Source organism: Micromonospora sp. WMMC250 (assembly GCF_027460215.1).
Taxonomy (GTDB): Bacteria; Actinomycetota; Actinomycetes; order Mycobacteriales; family Micromonosporaceae; genus Micromonospora; species Micromonospora taraxaci.
The window spans coordinates 2095582-2121161 of the sequence record NZ_JAPZBJ010000002.1 but is presented as its reverse complement, the minus strand read 5'-3'; the positions used below and the strand labels follow the sequence as shown (position 1 = coordinate 2121161).

The window sequence follows — 25580 nt, the reverse complement described above, 5'->3', positions numbered from 1 at the left end:
GACGGGTCGGGGGTGGTTCAGGCCGGGTCGCGCGGTGCTCCGGGTGCGGGAAGCTGGTCGAAGGCGGGCAGGTGGCGCTCCCGGGCGGCGATCAGGTGGGCCCGCATGGCCTCGGTGGCGGCGTCGGAGTCGCCGGCGGCGACGGCGGCGGCGATGCGCTGGTGCTCGGTGTTGGTGGCCGGTGCGCCGGTGACCGGGAAGTACAGCCGGTGCAGGTGCAGGTGGGAGTGCAGCCGCGTGATGCTGTCGCGCAGCAGCGGGCTGCCGGCGACCTCGGCGATCAGGTCGTGGAACGTGGCGTCCAGCGCGGTGAACGCGGCGTGCCGGCGGTAGCCGTCGCCGGCCTCCACGTCGATCGTCGCCGCCGCCTCGGTGCTGATCCGCTGCCGCTCCCCGGTGGAGGCGTGGGCGGCGGCCCGGCCGGCGGTGGCGCCCTCCAGCAGCAGTCGGACCTCGAACAGGTCGTCGAACTCGGCGCGGGTCAGTAGCGGCGTGGTGGAGTAGCCGGACAGCGGGCGTTTGCGGACCAGGCCGTCGGCTTCCAACCGGGCGAGCGCCTCGCGCACCGGAGTGGGGGAGACGTCGAGCTCGCGGGCCAGGGCGTCGATGTTGACCCGCTCACCCGGGGGCAGGATGTGGTCCATGACCAGGGTCTTGATCGACTCGTAGACGTCGTCGGCGAGGGTGAGCCGGCGGGCGGGCCGGAGTCGGCCCTCGCGAGTTTCCTGCCGGGCCATCTCGTCTCCCCAACAACCCCTTGACTGCGCTCGTGTGAGCCGGTACACCAGCACAGGCAGCATCCTATAGGAAATAGGCTCACCTGCTCTGGAGGTTGGTTAGTGAAGTTCATGCGCGTCGGGCCCGTCGGGCAGGAGCGTCCCGTGCTGTACGTCGACGGCCGGCACTTCGACCTCTCGTCGGTCACCGACGACATCGACGGGAAGTTCCTCGCCGGTGACGGCGTCCAACGGGTCCGTGCGGCCACCGACCTGCCGGAGATCGATGTGACCGGCCAGCGGGTCGGCGCGCCGCTCGCCCGGCCCGGGGTGGTGCTCTGCGTCGGGCAGAACTACGCCGCGCACGCCGCCGAGTCGGGCGCCCAGCCACCGACCGCGCCGATCATCTTCTACAAGGCACCCAACACTGTCGTCGGGCCGTACGACGAGGTCCTGATCCCGCGCGGTTCCACGAAGACCGACTGGGAGGTGGAGCTGGCGGTGGTGATCGGGCGTCGGGCCCGCTACCTCGCCTCACCGGCGGACGCCCTCGACCACATCGCCGGGTACGCGCTCTCCAACGACGTGTCCGAGCGCGACTTCCAACTCGCCGTCTCCGGCGGCCAGTGGTCGAAGGGCAAGTCCTGTGAGACGTTCCAACCGCTGGGGCCCTGGCTGGTCACCGCCGACGAGATCGACGACCCGCAGGCGCTTCGGCTGCGCTCCTGGGTCAACGGCGAGCCCCGACAGGATTCCAGCACCAAAGACATGATCTTCGACGTGGCTCACCTGGTCTGGCACCTGTCCCAGTACACAGTCCTCGACCCGGGCGACGTCATCAACACCGGCACCCCGGAGGGGGTGGCGCTCTCCGGCCGGTTCCCGTACCTGGCCGCCGGCGACGTGATGGAGGTCGAGATCGAGGGCCTCGGCCGGCAGCGCAGCCCGCTCGCGAACGCCTGATGGCAGGGGAGAGAAGCATGCGGTGTGACGGTCTCGTGGCGGTGGTGACCGGCGGTGCCTCGGGCATCGGGGACGCCTGCGTGCGGGCGTTCCTGGCCGCCGGCGCCCGGGTCGGTGTCCTCGACCTGGACGTGTCGGCCCTGCCCGAGGATCCCCGCGTCCACGGCGTACGGGCCGACGTGTCCGACCGGTCCTCGTTGCGCGCGGCCGTCGCCTCGGTCGCCGCTGCGTTCGGGGGCGTCGACATCCTGGTGAACAATGCCGGCATCTCGGCGGTGGGCACCGTGGAGGAGGACGACGACGAGCAGTGGAGCAGGGTGCTCGACGTCAACGTCTCCGGCGTGGCCCGCACGAGCGCCGTCGTCCTGCCGTACCTGCGCCGGTCGTCGTCCGCCGCGATCGTCAACATCTCCTCGATCGCGGCGACCGTCGGCCTGCCCCGACGCGCGTTGTACTCGGCGTCGAAGGGTGCCGTGCACGCCCTCACCCTCGCCATGGCCGCCGACCTGGTCACCGAGGGGGTACGGGTCAACTGTGTCGCCCCCGGCACCGTCGACACCCCGTGGGTGGCCCGACTGCTCGCCGGGGCGGCCGATCCGACGGCGGAGAAGCGCCAACTCGCCGCCCGCCAGCCGACCGGCCGCCTGGTGACCGCCGACGAGGTCGCCGCCGCCGTCGTGTACCTCGCGTCGCCCGCCACCGGCTCGGTGACCGGCACGTCGCTGGCGGTGGACGGCGGCATGTCCGGCCTGCGGCTACCCGCGCCCGCCGGAGGCAGATCGGGTGCGTGACATGATTGCGCGATGGGGAAACAGCAGGACGTCGGCGCGGCCGACCGGCACAGCGGGTCCGGCACCACCGACCACCGTCCGATCGGTGGCGACGATGACGCTCGGCTCGCCCTCGCGCAGGACCCCACCACGCCGCAGATGACCCTTATCGACCTGGCGTCCGACCCGTCGGCGGTGGTCCGCAAGACGGTCGCCGCTCGGCCCGACGCCCCCGCGCAGGCCCTGCGACCGCTGACCAGGGACCACGATCGTCAGGTCCGCGAGGCGGTGGCGAGGAACCCGTCCTCCTCGATCGGCAACCTCATGCGCCTGGTCAAGGACGCCGACCGCTGGGTGCGCTGGGCGGTCGCCAGCAACCCGGCCTGTGACGAGTCGATCCGGCGCGTGATGTCGGAGGCCCCGGACAAGGAGCTACGCGGACTCCTCGCCGAGAGCCGTGAGCTGGAGCCCGAGTTGGCCGCCCGGCTGATCGACGACGCCTCACCCGAGGTACGCGAACGGCTCGCCACCCACACCCACGACCCCGACGTGATCACCGCCCTGCTGGCCGATCGCACCGCCCGCGTACGCAAGGGGCTCGCCCGCAACCCGCGGACCACCGCCGACCAGCGCAGCGCGCTCGCCGCGGACCCGGTGGTCGACGTCCGGGCCGCGCTGGTCCGCGCCCTCGAGTTGGACGAGGGGGACCTGGAACGCCTGGTCGACGACCGCTCGGTGCAGGTGCGACTGGCGATGGCGACCTCCGAGGTCGTCCCGGCGCACGTCCGGGAGGCACTCACCCGCGACCCCGACGAGACTGTGGCCGCTGCCGCGCGGGACTTCCGGCCCGGCGCCGGCACTTCGTCGGTGGTGCGGGCCCCCCGCATCGGCCACCGCCCCTCCGCCGCGGGCCCGGGGCGCCGGCGCGACTCCCGCCGCTAGGTTCTGTCTCGCGGATCATGAATCTCGCTCGTTAGGCCCTTTGTGGCACGAGGAGATCTGACGAACCACGAGTGGGCTGTGTTGGCGCCGTTGCTGCCGACACAGCCCGTTCGAGGTAACCAGTGGCGTGATCATCGGCAGGTCATCAACGCGATCTGCTGGGTCAAACGGACCGGTTCGCCATGGCGTGACCTGCCCGAACGGTATGGGCCATGGAAGACCGCGTACCAACGGTTCCGCCGCTGGGCAGCCGACGGCACCTGGGCCAGCCTCAAGGCGCACGTCATCGCGTTGGCCGAACTCGACGACGACATTGACTGGGACGCCCAGGTCGACGCCACCATCGTGCGGACCCACCAACACGCGGCGGGTGCCCGAAAAGGGGGCTGAGTAGCACCGACGCGCGGGCAGCGCAAGGCATCGGCCGGTCCCGCGGCGGACTGACCACGAAGATCCACACCCTGGCCGACGGACGTGGCCGCTCTCTGGCTACCCGCATCACCCCAGGTCAGGCCGCCGACACCCAGCAATTGATCCCACTGCTCGACCAGGTCCGAGTGCCGCGTCCCGGCCAGGTCGGCAGACCACGCAAGCGACCTGACTCCGTCACCGGCGACAAGGCGTACTCCTCGCGAGCCAACCGCAAGGCCCTGCGAGACAAACGCATCACCACCGTCATCCCCGAGCCCAACGATCAGATCGCCAACCGGAAGCGGCGAGGACAACGTGGCGGCCGACCACCGACCTTCGATCCCACCGCCTACAAGCGCCGCAACCAGGTCGAACGCGGCTTCAACCGACGCAAACACTGGCGCGGCCTCGCCACCCGCTACGACAAACTCGGCTCCCACTTCCAGGCCACCCTCGACCTGGTCGAAACCCTCGACTGGCTACGCGCCGTCCCCGACCACCAAGATCTACGAGACAGAACCTTGCGCGCGGGGACCTGACGTCCCATGATCAGGTGATGAGAAATAGCTCTCAGGGCGCTCCCGGAGCTACTTTTCATCACCTGATCATCGTGCGTCATCGACGACCGGTATCAACGCCACCGCCACGGCGCAGAACATCGAGGTCACCGAGAACACCACCCGCAGTGGGGGCGCCTCTTTCCGGGTGACAGTCCTCGTCGGGGTGATCCACTCGGGTTCACGGAAGTTGGGGTGTCGGAGACGGTCCGATACCGCGCTTTCACTGGAACCGAGTCGATCAAGGCGCGTGGTCGCGGCGGCGGTCGGTGTCGCCGGTCTGCTCCCACAGTGACCTCATCTCGTCGAAGGCCTGCTCCATCAACCGCACCATCGCCTGGCGGGCGCGGTCGCCGTCGCGCCGCTGGATCGCCTGGGCGACGTCCGCGTGCATCTGGAGGGCCTGCTGGTGGGGGTGGTGCGGCATGAGGTGGTGCTTGTGTCGGCCGGTCAGCACCTCCGCGACCAGATCCTGGAGCCGGACGAACATCTCGTTGCCGGAGGCGAGCAGCACCCGCCGGTGGAACTCGATGTCGAGGTGCAGGAAGCGCTCTTCGTCGCCGCCCTCGCCGGCCGCCCACATCTTGGCGGCCAGCCCGACCAGATCGCTCGCCTCGTCGTGGCCGATCCGTGTCGCGGCCAGGAAGGCGGCGTGCGGCTCGACGGCGGTGCGTAGCTCGGTGATCGACCGGAGCTGAGCCATCCGGCCGGCCGACGCGAGACGCCACCTGATCACCTGCGGGTCGAAGACGTTCCACGCGCTCGCCGGCAGGATCATCACGCCGACGCGGCGGCGTGCCTCGATGAAGCCGATCGAGGCCAGGACCCGCAGCACCTCGCGGACGACCGAGCGGGAGACGGCGTACCTGTCGACCAGCTCGTCGATGTTGAGGACCGCCCCGGGTGCCAGCTCGCCGCCGCAGATCGCGGTGCCGAGGTGGTCGAGGACGCGGGCGTGCAGCCCTGACTCGGCAGGGACGACGGCAACCTCTGGTGAGGACGGTTCCACGCAAAGATCGTATCAGTTAGATGTACCTCTTGAAATAGTCTGCTTTTTGCGCCTAGCATCCCGATGTTAAGCGGATGTAACACCGAGGTAGCGGCCTCCCCCCGGGGGCGGTGACCACGACAGAAGGCGAGACAAGCGTGCGACGTCGATCGATAATCGGCACTTCTCTGGCCGTGGTCGCAGCCATGGGCCTGACCGCCTGTGGCGGTGACGACGGCGGCGAGGGCTCGAAGACCGTTCGCGTGACACTGGTCAACCACGTCTGGACCGAGAACATCAAGAAGGCCCTGCCGGAGTTCGAGAAGCAGACCGGGTTGAAGGTCGAGGTCACCCAGCTCGGCGAGGACCAGCTCTCCGACCAGTACAACGTCAAGCTCAACGCCGGCTCCACCGACCTCGACGTGATGATGTACCGGCCGTTGCAGGAGGGGAAGCTGTTCGGCAAGAACAAGTACCTCGCCGACCTGGGCAAGAACGCCACGTCGGACAGCGCCTTCGAGCTCGGTGACTTCCAGGCCGGGCCGATGCAGGCGACGACCTACGAAGACAAGGTGGTCGGGGTGCCGATCATCACCGAGCAGGAGGTCCTCTACTACCGCAAGGACCTGCTGACGAAGTCCGGCTTCACCGCGCCGCCCAAGACCCTCGACGAGCTCAAGGCGCAGGCGGCGAAGGTCGAGGCCGACAACCCCGGCGTCGCCGGCTTCGTCGCCCGGACCGGCAAGGCCGCCGCCGTCACGCAGTTCTCCAGCTTCCTGTTCAGCTTCGGCGGCGACTTCGTCGACGGCAGCGGCAAGGCCACCGTCAACACCGAGCAGGCCAAGCAGGCGTACGCCTACTACGGCGGGCTGCTGCGCGACCACGGCCCGGACAACATCAGCACCGACATGAGCTGGTCCGAGGCGATGGCCATCTTCACGCAGGGCAAGGCGGCCTTCTACACCGAGGCCAACTCGCTCTACAAGAACGCCACCGACCCGACCAAGTCCAAGGTCGTCGACACCGTCGGCTTCGCGGCGTTCCCGGCCGGTCCGGCCGGATCGAAGCCGTACAACATCCCCTCCTGGGCGCTCGGCGTGAACGACAGCTCGGAGAACAAGGACAACGCCTGGAAGTTCATCCAGTGGGCGGCCGGCAAGGAGCAGGCGCTGGCGCAGCAGACGGCCGGCGTCCCCGGTGCCCGTACCTCGGTCTGGGCGAACCCGGCGAGCACCGCGAGCCTGCCGAAGGATCTCGCCGAGGCCAACACGGTCAGCACCGCCAACGGCGTCGGCCACGACCGCCCACTGGTGGTCAAGGTCGCGCAGGCGCGCGAGATCGTCGGTCAGCCGATCGTCGACGCGATCACCGGCAAGGACGCCGCCGCCTCGGCGGACACGGCCAACGCGGCGTTCCAGAAGTTCCTCGACGACGAGGCGAAGTAGCCCGACCGCCGGGCGGCGGAGCCGACGAGCTCCGCCGCCCCGCCGGGACCTGACCCCCGAACCCGGAGACCCCTCATGTCAGCCGTCATCACCCCCCGCACCGACACGCCCGAGGCCGCTGCGGCGCCCCCGGAAGACTCCGCCTGGTCACGGTGGGCCAACGAACACCGCAAGTGGCTCTTCGCGGCGCCCGCCATGGCGTTCGTCGCCCTGCTGATCATCTTTCCGGTGGCGTGGACCGGTTATTTGAGCCTGACCGACGCCGAGGGTTCGGTACGCGCCGACTTCGAGTTCATCGGCGTCCAGAACTACGTCGACGTGCTCACCGACACCGAACGGTTCTGGCCGGCGGTCTGGCGTACGGTCCTCTTCACCGGCGTCGTGCTGTTCTTCGAGGTCGTCCTCGGCATGGCGATCGCCCTGCTGCTGTGGCGACCCTTCCGCGGTGAGAAGTGGGTCCGGGTCGCGATCCTCCTGCCGCTGGTGGCCACCCCGGTGGCGGTCGGCATGATGTGGCGCCTGATCTTCGACCCCAACATCGGCATGGCGAACCAACTGCTCGGCTGGGTCGGCATCGGCCCGCAACCCTGGCTGGCCGGCCAGCACTCGGCGCTACCGACGACGATGTTCATCGACATCTGGCAGTGGACCCCGATGGTCGTGCTGATCCTGCTCGCCGGGCTCACCTCGCTGTCCGACGAACCCCAGGAGGCGGCCCGGATCGACGGCGCCAGCAGTTGGCAGCGGTTCCGGCACGTCACCCTGCCGCTGCTGATGCCCACGGTGATCGTGGCCATCCTGCTGCGCGGCATCGACGCGCTTAAGACGTTCGACATCCTCTACGCGACGAAGGGTCGCGGTGGCGGGTCCTTCCACGAGGTCGAGACCCTCAACGTGTACGCCTACGGCCTGAGCTTCGACTACAACGACTACGGCGTCTCGTCGACCGTCCTCATCATCTTCTTCCTGATCATCATCGGGGTGATGTGGGCCCTCACGTATCGCAAGAAGGGGCTGGGCCGATGAAGCCGAGCAAGCCGTACCAGGTGTTCCGTACGTCGGCTCTCGTCGTCGTGGTGTTCGCGCTGATGGCGCCGCTGCTCTGGATGATCGCCGCGTCGTTCAAGACCAACGTGGACATCTACGACACCGCCAAGGCGTTCGTCTTCTCGCCCAGCCTCAAGAACTACGAGACGGTGCTCCAGCAGGCGAACTACCTCCAGTTCATCGGCAACAGCCTCTGGGTGGCGTTCGCGGCGACGACGCTCTCGCTGCTGCTCGGGGTGCCGGCCGCGTACTCGATGAGCCGTTTCGCCATGAAGAAGTCAGCGCTGGTCGTGCTCATGGCCCGGGTGATCCCCGGCGTCTCGCTCCTGGTGCCGTGGTACTACGTCTTCTCGAACCTGAAGATGGTCGGCGGCTTCACCGTGCTGGTCCTGAGCCACATGTTCGTGTCGCTGCCGCTGATCGTCTACATCATGATGGGCTACTTCGACGGCCTGCCGACCGAGTTGGAAGAGGCCGCGCTCGTCGACGGGCTGACCCACATCGGCGCGTTCCGGCGGATCACCCTCCCGCTGTCGGTGCCCGGCGTCGCGACCGCCGGCATCCTGTCGTTCATCTTCAGCTGGAACAACTTCATGTTCGCCCTGGTGCTCTCCGGCGCCGACACGAAGACGCTGCCCGTCGCGATCTTCGACTTCGTCGGCTACGCCAGCATCGACTGGGGTGGCCTGATGGCCGCGGCGACGGTGGTCACCCTGCCGATCATGCTGATCGCCCTGTTCGTGCAGAAGTACGTCGTCTCCGGCCTCACCGCCGGTGCCACGAAGGGCTGACCGCTCGATGACGACAATCGCACGGGTGGAGACCTTCCTCGTCGCGCCGCGCTGGCTGTTCGTCCGGATCGAGACGGAGTCCGGCATCGTCGGCTGGGGCGAGGCGACCTGCGAGGGCCGGTCCGAGACCGTCCGCACTGCCGTCGACCAGCTCGCCGAGCTGCTGACGGGTCAGGACGCCCTGCGCATCGAGGACCACTGGCAGGTGTTGACCAAGGGCGCCTTCTACCGGGGCGGGCCGATCCTGGCCAGCGCGGTGTCCGGTCTGGACCAGGCGCTCTGGGACATCGCGGGCAAGCACTACGGGGCCCCCGTACACCAGCTGCTCGGCGGGCCGGTCCGCGACCGGATCCGGGTCTACGGTTGGGTCGGCGGCGACGAGCCCGCCGAGATCCGCGACCAGATCAGCGCCCGCATCGAGGCCGGCCTGACCGCCGTGAAGATGAACGCCTCCGGGCGGATGGGCCCGCTGGCCTCGGTCGCCGACCTCGACGCCGTGGTGCGGCGGGTGGCCGTCGCCCGCGAGGTCCTCGGCGACCAACGGGACGTGGCCGTCGACTTCCACGGGCGGTTCACGCTCGCCAACGCCCGGCGGGTCGCCCCGCTGCTGGAGCCGTACCGGCCGTTCTTCCTCGAAGAGCCGGTGGTGCCGGAGAACTCGCACCTGATCGGTGAGGTCGTCCGGTGCACCACGACCCCGGTCTCGACCGGGGAGCGGCTCTACAGCCGGCAGGAGTTCCTGCCCGTCCTGCAGGCCGGCATCGCGGTGGCCCAACCGGACCTCGCGCACGCCGGTGGCATCACCGAGGTGCGCAAGATCGCCACGTTGGCCGAGGTGTACGACGTGCAGCTCGCCCCGCACTGCCCGCTCGGGCCGATCGCCCTCGCCGCCTGCCTCCAGGTCGGCTTCGCCACCCCCAACTTCCTGATCCAGGAACAGAGCATCGGCATCCACTACAACCTGGGCGCCGAGGTGCTCGACTACTGCCTCGACAAGACCCCGCTGACCTTCGTCGACGGGTACGTGTCCCGGCTGACCGCACCCGGTCTCGGCATCGAGGTCGACGAACACGCGATACGGACAGCCGACAAACGCGGTCACGCCTGGCGCAGCCCGACCTGGCGGCACGCCGACGGCTCCTTCGCGGAGTGGTGAGACCACCCCCCAGACCGGCACTAACGGAAAGGCACCCCGTGAAGATCGTCGCCGCGGACATCATCGTGTCCAGCCCCGACCGCAACTTCGTCACGCTGAAGATCACCACCGACGACGGCATCACCGGCCTGGGCGACGCCACGCTCAACGGCCGTGAGCTGTCCGTCGCCTCGTACCTGCGCGACCACGTCGCTCCGCTGCTGATGGGGCGCGACGCGCACCGCATCGAGGACACCTGGCAGTTCCTCTACCGCTCGGCGTACTGGCGGCGGGGGCCGGTCACCATGGCCGCCATCGCCGCCGTCGACGTCGCGCTCTGGGACATCAAGGCCAAGGCCGCCGGCATGCCGCTGTACCAGCTGCTGGGCGGCGCGTCCCGCACCGGCATCATGGCGTACGGGCACGCGTCGGGGCGGGACATCCCCGAGCTGTTCGACTCGATCCGCCGCCACCTCGACGAAGGCTTCCGGTCGATCCGGGTGCAGACGTCGGTGCCGGGGATCAACGCCGTCTACGGCGTGGCCGCGCAACCCAGCGCCACCGGTCAGCGCTACGACTACGAACCCGCCCAGCGCACCCCGCTGCCCGCCGAGGAGGACTGGGACACCCGCGCGTACCTGCGCCACCTGCCCACCGTGTTCGAGGCGGTCCGCGCCGAGTTCGGCCCGGAGCTGCCGCTGCTGCACGACGGTCACCACCGGATGACCCCGATCCAGGCCGCGAAGCTCGGCAAGGCCCTCGAACCGTACGACCTGTTCTGGCTGGAGGACTGCACCCCGGCCGAGAACCAGGAGGCGCTGCGGCTGGTCCGCCAGCACACCACCACCCCGCTGGCCATCGGCGAGGTCTTCAACACGGTGTGGGACTACCAGACCCTGATCCGCGAGCAGTTGATCGACTACGTCCGGTCCGCCGTCACCCACACCGGTGGCATCACCGCCATGCGCAAGCTGCTCGACTTCGCCGCCCAGTACCAGATCAAGTCCGGCATCCACGGCCCCACCGACATCTCCCCGGTGGGCATGGCCGCGGCACTGCACCTGGACCTGGCCATCCACAACTTCGGGATCCAGGAGTACATGAAGCACACCCCGCTGGCCAACGAGGTGTTCCGGCAGTCGTTCACGTTCACCGACGGCTACCTGCACCCGGGCGACCAGCCGGGGCTCGGGGTGGAGCTGGACGAGGAGGCGGCTGCCCGGTTCCCGTACGAGCCGGCCTACCTGCCCTTCAACCGGCTCAAGGACGGCACGGTCCATGACTGGTGAGCCGCGTAGCCGGCACATCGTGGTGATGGGTGTCTCCGGGTCCGGCAAGACCACAGTGGCGCGGGGGATCAGCACGGTGACCGGGCTGACGTTCGTCGAGGCGGACGAGTTCCACTCCCCGGAGAACGTGGCACTGATGCGCTCCGGCGTACCCCTGGACGACAGCAACCGCCAGCCCTGGCTGGCCGACATCGCCGGGTGGATCGCCGCTCGCGCGGCGGAGGGCCGGTCGACGGTGCTGGCCTGCTCGGCCCTGCGGCGGGCGTACCGGGACGTGCTCCGCCAGGGCGCGCCGCAGGTGGACTTCGTGCACCTGCACGGGCCGGCGGAGGTCATCCGGGAGCGGATGGCGCGACGCGAGGGGCACTACATGCCGGCGAGCCTGCTCGACTCCCAGCTCGCCACGCTGGAACCGGCCGATCCGGACGAGTCGGTGCTCGTGCTCGACGTCTCGCTCCCGCCGCGAGCCCTGGTCGCGATAGCCGTCAGGAGGCTGGGCCTGCCCGTCTGGACGCCGGTGGGGGAGCGGTAGCCGCTGACGTGTTAGGTTAGCCTGCCCTCACCTACTGGAGTTCGCCGCCATGCCCCCATCGATCCGAGCATGACAGTCGCCGAGATCAGCGGGAGCGTGGTGCTGCGCCGTGCCCTGCGCCGACAACGCCGCCGGGTGGTGCTCGGCATCGTGCTGCTCTGCGCCCACCAGGCCACCGAGGCCCTCGTACCGGTCGCCATCGGCGTGATCATCGACCGGGCGGTGGCCACCGAGGACGTCGCCGCGCTGCTGCTCTCCCTCGCCGGCCTCGCCGCGCTGTTCACCGCCCTCGCCTTCGCCTACCGCACCGGCGCCCGGCTCGCCTACGCCGCTGTCGAACACGAGGCGCACACGACCCGCGTCGAGATTGCCCGAAGCGCCCTCGACCCGCGTGGACACCGCTCGGGTCTGCGCGACGGGGAGCTGCTGTCCGTCACGGCCTCCGACGCCGAGTTGTCCGCGCTTGTCGTACGCGTCGCCGGGCTCACCGCCGCGGCGCTCACCGCGATCGTGGTAGCGGCCGTCGCGCTGCTCCTCGTCGACGTCCCCCTCGGGCTCGGGGTGCTCGTCGGCGTACCGCTGCTGGTCGTCGCCCTTCAGCGGATGGCGCCGCTGCTCACCCGGCGCAGCACGTCGCAGCAGGAGGCCCTCGCGGCCACCACCGCGCTCGCCGTCGACCTCGTCACCGGGCTGCGCGTGCTGCGCGGCATCGGCGCGCAGGACCACGCCGCCCGACGGTACGCGGGCGCCAGCCGGCACGCCCTCGACGTGACCCTCCGCGCCGCCACCACCAAGGGCCTGCACCTCGGCCTCACCACCATGGTCAACGGCCTCTTCCTCGCGACGGTCGCCGGCGTCGCGGGCTGGCTGGCGCTTGAGGGTCGGCTCACCATCGGCGAACTCGTCGCCGTCGTCGGGCTGGCCCAGTTCATCGCCGAGCCGGTGCAGACGCTCGGGTACTGCGTACAACTGTTCGCCATGGCCCGGGCCTCGGCGGCGCGGGTCGCGCGGGTCCTCGGCGCGGCGCCGATCCTCGCGCCGGGAGACGCCGGGCCGCCCGCCCCAAGCCCGTCCCGGCTCGCCCTCGACGCGGTCTCGTACGCGGGCCTCGACACCGTCGACCTGCGCGTCCGGGCCGGTGAGATCCTGGGCGTGCTCGCCTACGACCCGAGCGAGGCCGAAGCGCTCGTCGCGCTGCTGGCCGGCCGGGTGCACCACGCGGACTACCGGGGGACGCTGTCCGTCGACGGCGTACCCGTGGAGGACCTGCACATCGACGCCGCGCGCACAGTGGTCCTGGTGGAGCCACACGACGTGGCGCTGTTCGAGGGCACCCTGCGCGCCAACCTCAGCGCCGATGCCCACGTCGACGACACGGTCCTGCGGGCCGCCGTGCGGGCTGCCGCCGCCGAGGACGTGCTCACCGCACACCCGGACGGTCTCGACCGCCGGCTCACCGAGCGGGGAGCGAACCTGTCCGGCGGTCAGCGGCAGCGGATCGGGCTCGCCCGCGCGCTCGTCGCCGACCCGCCGGTGCTGGTGCTGCACAACCCCACCACGGCTGTCGACGCGGTGACCGAGGCACTGCTCGCCGAAGGGTTGGCCTCGGTCCGCGCGGCGGACACCCGCGCCACCGTGCTGATCACCACCAGCCCGGCCCTGCTGCACGTCACGCACCGGGTCGCCGTGATCGACAAGGGTCGGGTCGTCGCCGAGGGGCCGCACGAGCTGTTGCTCGCCAGCGACACCCGCTACCGGGAGGAGGTCCTGCGATGACCGACCCGTCGACCGCGGGTGGCGTCGAGGCCCGGCACCTGCTGCCGACCGCCACCGGCCGGCAGACCTGGACCGCCCTCCGTACCGAACTGGCCCGCCTGCCGCTGCTCAGCGCCGTCGCCGGCACGCTGCTGGTCGCCGCGTCCGCGACCGGGCTCGTCGCGCCGTGGGTGCTCGGCCGCCTCGTCGACGACGTCATCGCCGGAACCGACACACAGCAGGTCGTGGCCTGGGCGGGCGTGATCGCGGGCGCGGCGGTGCTCGCGGGGCTCCTCACCGCGGCCGGAGCCGCGGTCGCCGCGCGCCTCGGCGAGACAGTGCTGGCCCGGCTCCGGGAGCGGGTCCTCGACCGTGCCCTGCACCTGCCGTCGGCCACCCTGGAGCGGGCCGGGACCGGCGACCTGGTGGCCCGGGCCGGCGACGACGTGGCAGTGGTGACGAACGTGATCGCCACCAGCGGCCCCGCCTTCCTCGGCGCGACGCTGTCCGTCGTGTTGACAGCGCTGGGGCTCTTCGCCCTCGACTGGCGGCTCGGCATCGCCGGGCTGGCCGCCGCACCGGCGTACGCGCTGGCGCTGCGCTGGTACCTCCGGCGGTCGGTGCCGTACTACGCCCGCGAGCGGGTGGCGACCGGCGAGCGTACGCAGGCGACGGCCGAGGCGCTGCGCGGCGCGGCGACGGTACGCGCCTACCGGACGGAGGACGCGCACGTCGCGCGGATCGCGGAACGCTCCGGCGTCGCCCGCGACCTGGCGCTGGAGATCTTCGGCCTGTTCACCCGGTTCGGGCTGCGCATCAACAGGTCCGAGTTCGTGGGGTTGGCCGCCGTGCTGCTCGCCGGCTTCCTGCTGGTCCGCGAGGACCTGTCCACCGTCGGTGCGGCGACCACCGCCGCCCTCTACTTCCACCGCCTCTTCAACCCCATCGGCCTGCTGCTGTTCGAGTCGGACTCGGTGCTCCAGGCCGGGGCGAGCCTCGCCCGGCTCGTCGGGGTGACCACACTGCCGGACACCGCATCGCCCGACAGCCGCCGGCCCGCCCGCCCGGAGCGGCCCGAGCCGGCGGCGCTGGAGGTGACAGTCGCTCAGCACCGCTACGACGATGGACCTGTGGTCCTGCGGGACATCACCCTCCGACTCGCGCCCGGTGAGCGTGTGGCGCTGGTGGGCGCGAGCGGTGCGGGCAAGAGCACGCTCGCCGGCATCATCGCCGGCATCATCGAGCCCAGCCAGGGTTCGGTGCGCCTGCGCGGCGTGCCGCTGGCCCAGCTCGGCGAACACCAGCTCCGACGGGAGATCGCCCTGGTCAGCCAGGAGGTGCACGTGTTCGCCGGGCCGCTCGCCGAGGACCTGCGCCTGGCCGACCCGGACGCCACCGACGCCGAGCTGACCCGCGCCCTCGACCTCGTCGGCGCCACCGGGTGGCTGCGTACCCTGCCGGACGGGCTGGCGACCGCCGTGGGGGAGGGCGGACGGCAGCTCACCGCAGCGCAGGCCCAGCACCTCGCGCTGGCCCGCCTCGTTCTCGCCGACCCGGCCGTCGCGGTCCTCGACGAGGCCACCGCGGAGGCGGGCAGCGCTGGCGCGCGTGACCTCGACCGGGCCGCCGTGGCGGCCACCGAGGGCCGTACCACGTTGGTCGTCGCCCACCGGCTCAGCCAGGCGGCCACCGCGGACCGCATCGTCGTCCTGGACCAGGGGCGCGTCGCCGAGCACGGTACGCACGCCGAGCTGCTCGCGGCCGGTGGCGGCTACAGCAACCTGTGGCGTTCCTGGCGTACGCCCGACCCGGTGCCGCCCGCACGGGAGAGCACCGAGGGGAACCGTCACCCGGATGTGGGAGCCCCGGGAACTTTTCCGGACCGGCCGGCGACAACCAGAGTGCGCGGCTGACCGGCGGCGTCCCGACGACGGCCTCCCGGCCGAGAAGGAGCGCCCGTGGCACACAGGACGGTGGTCAGTGCGGACCGGCGGCGTTGACGACGCCCAGGTCACCCGGTGGGCGCAGGACGCGGGCCAGGGCGACCGGCAGGCTGCCACGGCGTTCGTCCGGGCCCTCCAGGACCAGGTCTGGCGGTTCCTGTCGCATCTCGCCGGGCCGGGTGAGGCCGACGACCTGACCCAGGAGACGTTCCTGCGGGCGTTCCGCAACCTGCCCGGCTTTGCCGGCCGCTCATCGGCCCGCACGTGGGTGTTCACGATCGCCCGGCGGGTCGCCGTCGACCACGTCCGCACGGCGGTGGTCCGGCCGAGGCTGGCGTCCGTGCCGGACTGGCAGGCGGCGGCCGAGGCCGCCGGGGCGATCACCGCCGGGGCCGACGAGAGCGTGACACTGCATCAGCTGATCGCCGGTCTGGCCCCGGAGCGCCGGGAGGCGTTCGTCGCCACCCAGGTGCTCGGCCTGTCGTACGCCGAGGCGGCGGAGATCTGCCAGTGCCCGGTCGGCACGATCCGGTCCCGGGTGGCCCGGGCACGCGAGGATCTCGCCACGGCCTGGCAGCTCGACAGCGCCCCGGGCCACGACCGGCGGACTGGCTGAGGGTGACCTACCCCCACCACGGGTCAGCGCCACCGGTCGACGACCGGTGGCGCTGACGTTGCGCTCGGGTGTCACCCCAGGCGGGACTCGATGGCCTCGATGATGCGCGGACGCAGCTCGGCGGCGCGGATGACAGCGTCCACCGAGCCGACCTCGACCGCGCGGTGGATGTTGTGCACCCGGTCGAACTCCGCGGCGACCTCGCCGAGCTTCTCCGCCCGCACCGACGTGCGCAGCTCGTCGAGTTCCGCGGTCAGCGCGGCGCGCTCGGTGCCGCTGGCGGCCGCCACGCTGGCCTCCAGGTCCCGCACGCGCGGGTCGGCCGCCGTCCGGGCGTTGACGTCGGCGGAGAACACCACAGCGGCGGCGGGTGCGCCGCCGAGCACCGAGGCGAACGAGCCCTCCAACGCGAGCACCGTCATGTTCGGGTTCAGCGCCTTCGAGAACACCACGAACGCACCGCCGTGGTAGCGCGAGATCACGCAGAAGACGATGGGTCCGTCGAAGTTCACGATCGCCCGACCGATCTCGGCGCCGTACTCCAGTTGCAGCTTGCGCATCGACTCCGGTGAGCCGTCGAAGCCGGACAGGTTCGCCAGCACGACGAGCGGTCGGTTGCCGCTGGCCGCGTTGATCGCCCGCGCCGCCTTCTTCGACGAGCGGGGGAACAGCGTGCCCGCCGTGTAGGTGTCCGGGCCGTCGGTGGGCGGGAAGCCGTGCCGGGGTACCGACCGGGACTCGATGCCGAGCAGGCAGACCGGGATGCCACCGAGGTGGACGTCCTGCACGACGGCGGTGTCCGCGTCCGCCATGCCCGCCCACCGCTCCAGGACCGGGTGGTCCTGGTCGGAGAGGGCCCGCATCACCGTACGGATGTCGAACGGCTTCTTGCGGTCCGGGTTCGCCTCGGCGGAGAAGATCTCCCCGACGGTGCGGAAGGCGCTGCCCGCCACGTCGTGCGGGAAGTCGGAGATGTCGCGCTCGGTGGGGTCGGAGGTGACTGCCCGTCGGGGAGCGTCCTCGCCGGGGGCGACGTACGCGTGGTCGTAGTGCGCCATCACGACGTCCCGGGCGGCCGTGAGGTTCGGCGCCCAGTACTGTGCCTGCCCGTTCGGGCCCATCACCCGGTCGTAGCCGCCGATGCCGAAGTTGTCCTCGGCGGACACACCACCGGAGAAGTCGAGCGACTGCTTGCCGGTGAGCACCATCGCGGAGTCCGGGGTCATCACCAGGATGCCCTTGGTGTGCATGAGCATCGTCGCCTCGGCGTTCCAGTACGGCTGCGCCCCGACGTTGATGCCGGCCACCACGATGTTGATCTCACCGCCGGCCTGGGTGAACTCGACGATCCGCTTGAGCGCGGCGGCCACCCAGTCCATGTTCTCGGTGCCCGAGGTCATCGAGATCCGAGCGCCGGCGGACAGCGCCCACCACTCCAACGGCACCCGCATCCGCTCGGCCAGGTCCAGGGCGGCGATCACCCGCCGGCACTCCGGCTCCGACAGCGCGCCCAGCGACTTCGTCGGGTCACCGAGCAGCACCACCCGGGTGACACCCTGCGGGTGCCGCTCGGTCGGCGTCGTGACCACCCCGGCGACGATCGCGGCGCTGTTGCGCCCCTTCGGCCGGTCCACCGGTACTAGCGACGGAGCGCAGACGGAGCCGGTTTTGGGCGGAGACGAGCACCGTCCATCCTGCACGGCGTGGTCGTCGTCGAGGTCGTGCTCGACGAAGTCACCGAGTCGGCCGGTCAGCTCGTACGGGTACACGGTGTTGCGGCTGCTCGCGCGTAGCACCTTGAGCCGGTACTCGTCGAGCGGCTCGATCGGCTCGACCGGCGGTTCACCGACGGCCAGCTCCGCGCCGCCCGCGGCGTCGAACGAGATCCGTACGGCGATCTTGGTCAGTTCGCCGGTCCGGCGGTCGCGCTGCCGCGCGATGAACAGGATCTCCTCCAGCCCGGCGCCCGCCGTCGTCGGGCGCACGCGCCCGGCGATCATCTCCATCTCTTCGCGGGTCAGCTCGCTCGGCGGCCACACGTAGACCACGATGCGGTTGGTGTTGAAGCGCGTCTTCGACGGCCGCAGCGACTGGGCGCGGCGGATCGAGTCGAGGCAGGCGGCGATCGCGTCCTCGGTGGTCGGCAACGCGACCAGACGGCCGTCCTGCTCGCGAAGCTCGGTCAGGTCGCGCACCTGCGCGAACGCGACGAGACGCTCGTCGGCCCGGTTCTCCCGTGCCACGCACTGGAAGAGGTAGACCTCCTCGTCCGACGACGGCAGGCGGGTCAGGTCGAACTTGTGCAGCCGCTCCAACTGCATCCGCTGCGCGATGTACGGGTGCAGGCCACGGATCAGCCGGTCCTCGGCCAGCCCGGTGTCGGAGGGGCGGAAGGTGAAGTGGTGGTGCATGACCGCTCCGCCGCGACCCGCGACGGTGGTGGTGACCCGGCGGACCTGGGGCGGCAGCGGATGCGCGGCGATCACCTCGGCCAGCGCCGCCGCCATCGCGTCGAAGTCCTCCGGCTGGTTCTCCCAGCCGAGGTAGATGTCGGCGTCGACGGACTCCCCGTCGCCGGCCAGCTCGGCCAGCCCGCGCAACGCGCTGCCCAGCGCGTCGAAGCTCACCGCGGCGGAGACCACGCTCGAATCGGCCCGCTCGGCGACCACGAACGTGCAGCCCGCGACGGCCTGGCTACGCACGCTGGTGAGCGCCCTGTTGCCGTAGTACCGCCGGGTCAGCACCTCCAGCATCACCGCGTTGTCGAGGTGGTCGCGCACGAGCCGCTGCCCGAGCAGCCGGACCAGGGGCTCGGTGCTGCGGACCATCTCGGCGATGCGCTCGGCGCGGTCCGCCGCGTCCGGTTGCGCGTCCAGGTGCCGCAGGTGCCCACGGACCTCGGCGTACACCCGGGCCCGGTTGCGTCGCAGCAGTGGCTGGGCGAACCAGGCGAACACCACGCCACGGGCGAGGTCGGCGACCACGGGGAAACGCACCTGCGTCGCGGCGATCAGCCGCTCCAGCGCGAGACCGGCGGGCTCGCGCAACGACTCGTCCGGCGGGGTCTCCCGCAGCCAGGCGCGCAGCAGTGTCGCGACGACAGTGGCCTCGGCGGACGCCCGCTGCTGGGCCAGGAAGATCCGGAACACGGCCGCTTCGAGCGCGGGGGAGCGTTCCAGGTCGGTGACGCCGTACCTTCCGAGCGCCTTGGCGAGCCTGGTCTGGAAGGCGTCCGGCAGCCCGGCCCGCTCGACGTCGAGACTCTGCAGGTACGTGTGGAAGTACTCCCGGGCGCTGTGCACGTGGGCGCCGCCGCCGTCCTCGCCGGTCGGCCGGTTACGGCTCAACTCGGCGAGGTCGGCGAACACCTCGATGAGGTCGAGTTCGGCGGCGAGCGGCCGCTGACCGTTTCCGGACCGCTGGCTCACGTCGGTGGCCTGTCGCCGCGCGGTGAGGTAACCGTCGAGCACCCGACGGTCGTCGTGCGGGTCGACGTCGAAGCCGAGCAGCAGCCCCCGCAGGTCCTCCTGACCGCGCCGGACGCGCTCGTCCGTCGGGACGTCCTCGGCGGCGCTCGGCAGGTCCAGTTCGACGGTCTCGCCGGTCGGCCCGTCAGTGGCCTCCTCGGCGTCGTCCGCCAGTGGCTCCAGGCGCAGCAGCGGCGCGCCCGCCTCCACCTGGCTGCCCACCGAGACGGCGCACTCCTTGAGGCGGGCCTTGAACGGCGCCCGCAGCACCGTCTCCATCTTCATCGCTTCCAGCACCAGCACCGGCGCGCCCGCCTCGACCTCGGCGCCGATCTCCAGTGGCGTGGCGACGACGAGCGCCGGCATCGGGGAGCGCAGGACGCCACCCTCGTCGCGGCTGACCCGGTGGGTCACACCGTCCACCTCGACCAGGTGGGTCGGCCCGTACGTGCCGGTGAGCAGGCGGTAGCGGATGCCGTTGACGACGATCTGGCCGGTGTGCCGGTCGAACCGGTCCAGCTCGACGTCGGCGGTGCGGACGACGCTGCCCGCCTCGATGCCGACGCGGAACCGGTGTGGGCCGACCCGGGCCACCCGGGTGCGGTAGCCGACGCCGCGCAGCTTGAGGTCGAGCGGTCGTCCGCTGGCGTGCTGCACCTGGGGGCGTCCGCCGGCAGCCGTCGACAGCAGCCGCTGCCGCTCGACGCGCTCCTCCTCCTCGTACGCCTCGATGGCGGCGGCGGCCAGGGCGACCGCGCTGTGGCGGTGGGTGACGAGTCGGCCCTCGCCGCGGACGCGGTCGATCCAGCCGGTGTCCGCGCTGGCGTCGATCACCTCAGGCTGGTCGAGCAGGTCGAGCACGAAGCTCTTGTTCGTCGCGCCACCCTCGATGATCACGGTGGTGTTCGCCATGGCCCGACGCAGCCTGCCGAGCGCCTCGTCGCGGTCACGGCCGTACGCGATGATCTTCGCGATCATCGAGTCGAAGTCGGCGGGGATGGTGTCGCCCTCGCTGACGCCGGTGTCCACCCGGATGCCGGGGCCGCTGGGCAGGTCGAGCCGCGCGATCCGCCCCGGGGACGGCGCGAAGTCACGGTCGGGATCCTCGGCGTTGAGCCGGGCTTCGATGGCGTGGCCGCGCTCCACCGGCGGCGTGCCTTCGAGCCGGCCGCCGGAGGCGACGTGCAGTTGTGCCTTGACCAGGTCGAACCCGGTGGTCAGCTCGGTGATCGGGTGCTCGACCTGGAGGCGGGTGTTGACCTCCAGGAACGCGAACAGCCGGTCCCCGGGGTGGTACAGGAACTCCACGGTCGCCGCCCCGCGGTAGCCGACCGCCACGGCCAGCCGCTCGGCCGACGCCTTGAGTTCGGCGGCCTGCGCCGGGTCGAGCACCGGTGACGCCGACTCCTCGATGACCTTCTGGTTGCGCCGCTGCACCGAACAGTCGCGGACGCCGAGCGCCCAGGCGGTGCCCTGCCCGTCGGCGATCACCTGGACCTCGACGTGCCGGGCCCCGGTGACCAGGCGTTCCAGGAACACGATGCCGCTGCCGAAGGCCCGCGCGGCCTCCTGGCTGGTCCGCTCGTACGCGTCGTCGAGCTCGGCCTCGTTCCGGATCACCCGGATGCCGCGCCCGCCGCCGCCCGCTGTCGCCTTGAGCATCAGCGGGTAGCCGATCTCGGCCGCCGCCGTCCGGGCCGTGGCCAGGGTCTCGACAGCGCCCCGGCTCCACGGGGCGACCGGAACGCCCACCTCCTCGGCGATCAGCTTGGAGCCGATCTTGTCGCCGAGCTGGCGCATGGCGTCCGGGCTCGGCCCGACGAACGTGACGCCGATCTTCTCGCACAGTTCCGCGAACGCCGGATCCTCGGCGACGAAGCCCCAGCCGACCCAGGCGGCGTCGGCCCCGGTCTCGGTCAGGGCGCGTTCCAGCACCTGGAGATTGAGGTACGGGCGCGCGGATGCCGGGCCGAGATCGTAGGCGATGTCCGCTTCGCGGACGAAGGTGGCGGTGCGGTCGACGTCGGTGTAGAGCGCGACGGTTTCGAGCTGGATGCCGGTCTCCGCGGCCAACTCGCGGACCGCGTGGATGAGCCGCATGGCGGCTTCACCACGGTTGACGATGGCGACACGGTTGAACACCCGACTGACCCCTTAGCTAGACCTTGAACTGCAGTGATCACCTTTCCGGCTGGCGGCGGCCAGCGCTATGGCGCAACCACCGAACCAACAGTCGCTCAGTTGTAGGAAGTGCACAAAACTTTTTGGCACCCAGGCGCCGGCTCCGGTAGTTGATCAAGTCGGCCCGAGCGGTTCACGTCGACCGCCTCCCGTGTTCACCCCGGCCTGGTCGGCTGCTCAGGAAGATCATCGCCGGGCCGGACCACCAGCCGGTTCGATCCTCCCGGCCCAGACCAGGAATCGCATCACGAGAGGAGCGGCAATGAGGTCATCCAACCTCGTACGCCCGAGTCTGGCGCTGCTGCTCGCCGCGGGGCTGAGCACGCTCGTCGCGCCGGTCGGCGCAGCCCACGCCGCGACCGCCACGGTAACCGAGGCGGGCACCCCGATCGTCGTCACCGCCACCGAGCAGCTCGCGCCGGGCGTCACGTACGGCTCGTTCCAGGTGGCCACGCCGCGCGGTGTCACCGTCGGCTACCTGCTCACGGCCGACCTGAAGAAGAACACGGTATCCCTGGACCTGCTGCACCCCGACGCGGTCGCGCAGCGCACTGTCGTCTCGGCCATGACGAACGACCAGGGGGCCGTCGCCGGCGTCAACGGCGACTTCTTCAACAACAGCGAGACCCACGCCGGCGTCACCCCGACCTACTCCTCGTCGGGCCCGGAGATCGCCGACGGCGAGGAGTTGAAGTTCGCCGTGCCCACCGCGCAGCGCTTCGGCCCCGGCCTGGCCCCCGGCACCTCGACCCGGGACGTGTTCGGGGTGGGCGTCAACGGCAAGGCGCGCGTCGACACCCTGAGCCTGGACGGCGAGGTGCGCAGCGCCAAGGGCACGATCGCCCTCGGCGGCCTCAACCAGTACGCCCTCCCGGTCGACGGCGTCGGCCTGTTCACCTCCGACTGGGGTGCCGCCTCCCGAATCCGGTCGACCTGCGGCTCCGACACCAGCCGCAGTGACCCGTGCAGCACCCACACCTACGAGGTAACAGTGCGCGACGGCGTGGTGACAGCAGTGGGTCGGGTGCCGGGCGCGGGCGCGATCCCCGCCGACACCCAGGTGCTCGTCGGCCGTGAGGGCGGCGCGGACGCGCTCGACGACCTCGCCGTGGGCGACCGGGTCCAGGTGCGCGAGAAGCTCGACTCCGTCGGCAAGCCGAAGCTGACCTTCGCGGTCGGCGGAGCGCCGATCCTGCGCGACGGCGCGCCGCTGGTCGGCCTCGACACCAAGACCGCCGCGGTACGCAGCTCCGCCGGGGTCAGCCCGGACGGCAGGACCGTCTACCTGGTCGCCCTCGCCGGCCGCGCCCCGGCCAGCGCGGGCTTCACGATCGCGGAGCTGGCCGACCTGATGCGCTCGCTCGGCGCGTACGACGCCGTGAACCTGGACGGCGGCGGATCGAGCACGGTCGCCGTCCGCGAGCCGGGCCAGGCTGCGGCAACCGCCCGCAACATCCCGTCCGACGGTACGGAGCGCGCTGTCGCCAACGGCATCGGGATCTTCGTGGGCCGCCACTGACCTGTCGGACCCGTACGGATTCGCCCCGCCCGGTGCCCGCCGGTTGGGGCGAATCCGCATCCGGACCCTGTCGTCCTGGACCCTGTCGCCCCCGGACCCTGTCGTCCCGGAGACTGTCGCCCCGCGACGGAGAATGGGGACGTGACCGTTCTCGATTCGCGGGCGCTCAACCGCGCGACGCTTGCCCGGCAGTTGCTCCTCGATCGCGCCGAGATGCCGGTCCCCGACGCCGTCGCGCACCTCGGCGGTCTCCAGGCGCAGGAGCCGCAGGAGCCGTTCGTCGGGCTCTGGTCGCGGCTGCGTGCCTTCGACCCGGCGGTGCTCTCGCACCTGCTGACCGAGCGACGCGTGGTGCGCACCCACCTGATGCGCCGCACCGTCCACCTGGTCGTCGCCGACGACGCCGTGGCCTGGCGGTCCCGTCACGACGCCATGTTGCGCCAACGGGTGCTCGGCGTCTACCGCGGCGAGTTGACCGGCGTCGACCTCGACGAGCTGGCCGTGGCGGCCCGGAAGGTGCTGGCCGACGGTGAGCCGCGCTCGATGCCGGAGATCGGGCGGGCGCTCGCCGAGCGCTGGCCGTCTGCGGGTCCACGGGCGCTGGGCGAGATGGCCCTCGCGCTCCTCCCGTTGATCCAACTGCCACCGCGCGGCCTGTGGCGTACGAAGGGGGGCGTGCGGCATGTCCTGCTCTCCGCGTGGCTGGGCCGGGACGTCGACCCGTCGACCCCGGAGGGCGCCGATCCCGTCGGCACGGTGCTCGTCCGCCGCTATCTGACCGCGTTCGGGCCCGCTGCCACCGCCGACCTGCGCGCCTGGTGCGGCCTCGCCGGTCTGCCGGCGGCCGTTGCCGAGATGCGCGACGAGCTGGTGACCTTTCGCGACGAGCGCGGTCGGAAATTGATCGACCTGCCCGACGCGCCGCGCCCCGACCCGGACACACCCGCCCCGGTGCGGTTCCTGCCGGCGTTCGACAACGCGATCCTCGGCTACGACGACCGCAGCAGGATCATCGACGACGCGCACCGTCTCCTCTCGGTGGCCGGTGAACGCGTGGTGCTGGTCGACGGCCGGGTCGCCGCCACCTGGGCCGTCGAGGCGGGCACCGTGACCGTCAACCCACTCACCAACCTCGGCCGCGCCGACCGCGACGCAGTGCAGGAGCAGGGGCACGCCCTGGCGTTGTTCCTCTCCGACGACGAGAGCGACCGGGTGCGGGTGGCCCCGTCGCCCCGGTGACGGGTGCGGGAATACCCGCCACCGGGGAGGCGCAGGCGTCAGTCGACGGTCGGCGGTGCCGTCCTCGCCGCCTCGGCCAGCGCCGTCGCCGCTGTGGCGTACGGGTTGTAGCTGTAGGTGCGCGCCAGGCCCGCCGGCGCAGTGAAGTACTCGGCCGACAGTTTCGCCGGGTCGCTGGCGATCTCCCCGCGCGCGGGGAGATCGTTGCCGTCGTCCCAGCCCCAGGGCGCGTTCGCCGAGTTGGTCGAGCAACTCCAGGTGCCGACGCCGCAGTCGCCGGAGTTGTCACCGGCGAACGTGCCGAGGCTGGCGAACAGGCTCGGGTTGGACCGCTGCGCCCACAGTCCACCGTCGGCGAAGATGTCGATCAGCTTGTACCGGACGTCGCGGTCGTTGCTGCTGCTCGGCGTCTCGGCCACCGTCGATGGGTAGTAGATCAGCCCGTCGCCGTTGATGGCGTACTGCGGGTAGGCCTTCAGGCCATGGCCCTGAGCCTCCTGTGCCGTCACCGGGTGCTGGAACGCGTCGTGCGGTGACGCCTGGAACTGCAGTGTGCCGTCGATGCTCTCCCGGCCACTGGTCCAGGTGCTGCCGGCCGGCGTGTACGAGTAGAAGTCGCTGTGCGCCACGGTGACGGCCGAGCGGAGGACGCCGTACGGGGAGCCGTCGCGTTCGATGGCGAACAGGGCGCCCTCGCCGTCGTTCTCGTGCTCGGTCTCGAAGAACGGGTGGTCGGTCCAGTCGCGGGGGTGGAAGAAGAAGTACGTGATGTACCAGTGGGTGCTCGTCTCGACGACCGAGTAGTAGGCGTGGGCGGCGAGTGAGGTGCCCGCCTGGCCGGCCCGGTCCCAGTTGTTGCGGCCGTTGAGGTCACCGTCGAAGTCGACCGCGGTGATGTAGTCCGACTGGCCACTCAGTGCGTGGCTCCCGGTGGCGTCGACGTCCTGGTAGTGGATGGGTGCCCAGCGGAGGGCGAGTTCGGCACGGCTGACGGCGGCCGCGGCCGGCGTCGGCGCGGCGAGGAGAGAGGCGGTCAGCAGCGCGGCGGCGGCCGCCGCGATCAGCGTCCTCATCGTCCGGGGTCGCCGGGTCCTGGCGCTTCTGTCGAGCATGGTGTGCTCCCACGTCCGAAGTGATAGGCAACGATGAATCATTGTCGGCGTGGGAGCCCGGCGCGTGTCCGTTCGGCGAAGAGAAGACGGACGATTCCCGACGGACCGCGGACGGCCCCTTTTCCGGGGGCCGGGCACGCGCTTGCATCGATGTTTGTCGAC

General features: G+C 71.3%; 19 protein-coding genes. 15 read left to right on the top strand and 4 right to left on the bottom strand.

The annotated features are described in order from the left end of the window. Positions 1-17: 17 nt before the first annotated feature. Entirely contained in the window at positions 18-737 is a 720-nt protein-coding gene (locus O3438_RS09130; RefSeq protein WP_269679543.1) for a GntR family transcriptional regulator, read from the bottom strand. Between the two features lie 102 nt (positions 738-839). On the opposite strand from O3438_RS09130, the gene O3438_RS09125 reads away from it, so the two are divergent. The 4 genes from O3438_RS09125 (at position 840) to O3438_RS09110 (ending at position 4341) form a co-directional block, all read left to right on the top strand. Continuing rightward, positions 840-1679, top strand: coding sequence for a fumarylacetoacetate hydrolase family protein (locus O3438_RS09125; RefSeq protein WP_269679542.1), 840 nt, complete (start codon positions 840-842; stop codon positions 1677-1679). Between the two features lie 17 nt (positions 1680-1696). Beyond that, a complete protein-coding gene (locus tag O3438_RS09120) occupies positions 1697-2470 on the top strand; it encodes an SDR family NAD(P)-dependent oxidoreductase (protein ID WP_269679541.1) in 774 nt (257 codons plus the stop codon). 12 nt (positions 2471-2482) lie between these two features. After that, entirely contained in the window at positions 2483-3391 is a 909-nt protein-coding gene (locus O3438_RS09115) for a hypothetical protein (protein ID WP_269679540.1), read from the top strand. Between the two features lie 42 nt (positions 3392-3433). Continuing rightward, a protein-coding gene (locus tag O3438_RS09110; protein WP_442929581.1) for an IS5 family transposase occupies positions 3434-4341 on the top strand; the annotation gives its coding sequence in 2 pieces (ribosomal slippage) (positions 3434-3778 and positions 3781-4341; 906 coding nt in all). Positions 4342-4600: 259 nt separating this feature from the next. Here O3438_RS09110 and O3438_RS09105 read toward each other — a convergent pair. After that, a complete protein-coding gene (locus O3438_RS09105; RefSeq protein WP_269679539.1) occupies positions 4601-5368 on the bottom strand; it encodes a FadR/GntR family transcriptional regulator in 768 nt (255 codons plus the stop codon). 185 nt (positions 5369-5553) lie between these two features. On the opposite strand from O3438_RS09105, the gene O3438_RS09100 reads away from it, so the two are divergent. The 9 genes from O3438_RS09100 to O3438_RS09060 all read left to right on the top strand — a co-directional run bounded on the left by O3438_RS09100 (position 5554) and on the right by O3438_RS09060 (position 15900). Next, positions 5554-6792, top strand: a complete 1239-nt coding sequence (locus O3438_RS09100; RefSeq protein ID WP_269679538.1) for an ABC transporter substrate-binding protein — start codon at positions 5554-5556, stop codon at positions 6790-6792. 75 nt (positions 6793-6867) lie between these two features. After that, a complete protein-coding gene (locus tag O3438_RS09095) occupies positions 6868-7818 on the top strand; it encodes a carbohydrate ABC transporter permease (protein WP_269679537.1) in 951 nt (316 codons plus the stop codon). After that, positions 7815-8630 (top strand): carbohydrate ABC transporter permease, encoded by an 816-nt coding sequence (locus tag O3438_RS09090; protein ID WP_269679536.1) that lies wholly within the window; start codon positions 7815-7817, stop codon positions 8628-8630. Before O3438_RS09095 ends, O3438_RS09090 begins: the two co-directional genes overlap by 4 nt. Positions 8631-8637: 7 nt before the next feature. Then, a complete protein-coding gene (gene dgoD, locus O3438_RS09085) occupies positions 8638-9786 on the top strand; it encodes a galactonate dehydratase (protein WP_269679535.1) in 1149 nt (382 codons plus the stop codon). A gap of 38 nt (positions 9787-9824) precedes the next feature. Next, complete coding sequence (manD, locus tag O3438_RS09080; RefSeq protein ID WP_269679534.1) at positions 9825-11054, top strand: D-mannonate dehydratase ManD; 1230 nt, start codon at positions 9825-9827, stop codon at positions 11052-11054. Next, positions 11044-11586, top strand: coding sequence for a gluconokinase (locus tag O3438_RS09075; RefSeq protein ID WP_269679533.1), 543 nt, complete (start codon positions 11044-11046; stop codon positions 11584-11586). Before manD ends, O3438_RS09075 begins: the two co-directional genes overlap by 11 nt. Before the next feature lie 69 nt (positions 11587-11655). Beyond that, entirely contained in the window at positions 11656-13362 is a 1707-nt protein-coding gene (locus tag O3438_RS09070; protein ID WP_269679532.1) for an ABC transporter transmembrane domain-containing protein, read from the top strand. Beyond that, complete coding sequence (locus O3438_RS09065) at positions 13359-15254, top strand: ABC transporter ATP-binding protein (protein WP_269679531.1); 1896 nt, start codon at positions 13359-13361, stop codon at positions 15252-15254. Before O3438_RS09070 ends, O3438_RS09065 begins: the two co-directional genes overlap by 4 nt. A gap of 67 nt (positions 15255-15321) precedes the next feature. Further along, complete coding sequence (locus O3438_RS09060) at positions 15322-15900, top strand: sigma-70 family RNA polymerase sigma factor (protein WP_269679530.1); 579 nt, start codon at positions 15322-15324, stop codon at positions 15898-15900. A 71-nt stretch (positions 15901-15971) separates the two neighbouring features. On the opposite strand, the gene O3438_RS09055 is transcribed toward O3438_RS09060, so the two are convergent. After that, the gene (locus O3438_RS09055) at positions 15972-21509 is read right to left on the bottom strand and encodes an ATP-binding protein (protein ID WP_269679529.1); all 5538 of its coding nucleotides are present in this window, start codon (positions 21507-21509) and stop codon (positions 15972-15974) included. 301 nt (positions 21510-21810) lie between these two features. On the opposite strand from O3438_RS09055, the gene O3438_RS09050 reads away from it, so the two are divergent. Then, positions 21811-23067 (top strand): phosphodiester glycosidase family protein, encoded by a 1257-nt coding sequence (locus tag O3438_RS09050; RefSeq protein ID WP_269679528.1) that lies wholly within the window; start codon positions 21811-21813, stop codon positions 23065-23067. A gap of 141 nt (positions 23068-23208) precedes the next feature. Continuing rightward, positions 23209-24306: a winged helix DNA-binding domain-containing protein gene (locus O3438_RS09045; protein WP_269679527.1), complete on the top strand. Its 1098-nt coding sequence runs from the start codon at positions 23209-23211 to the stop codon at positions 24304-24306. Between the two features lie 38 nt (positions 24307-24344). On the opposite strand, the gene O3438_RS09040 is transcribed toward O3438_RS09045, so the two are convergent. After that, entirely contained in the window at positions 24345-25418 is a 1074-nt protein-coding gene (locus O3438_RS09040; RefSeq protein ID WP_269679526.1) for a hypothetical protein, read from the bottom strand. Between the last annotated feature and the right edge of the window lie 162 nt (positions 25419-25580).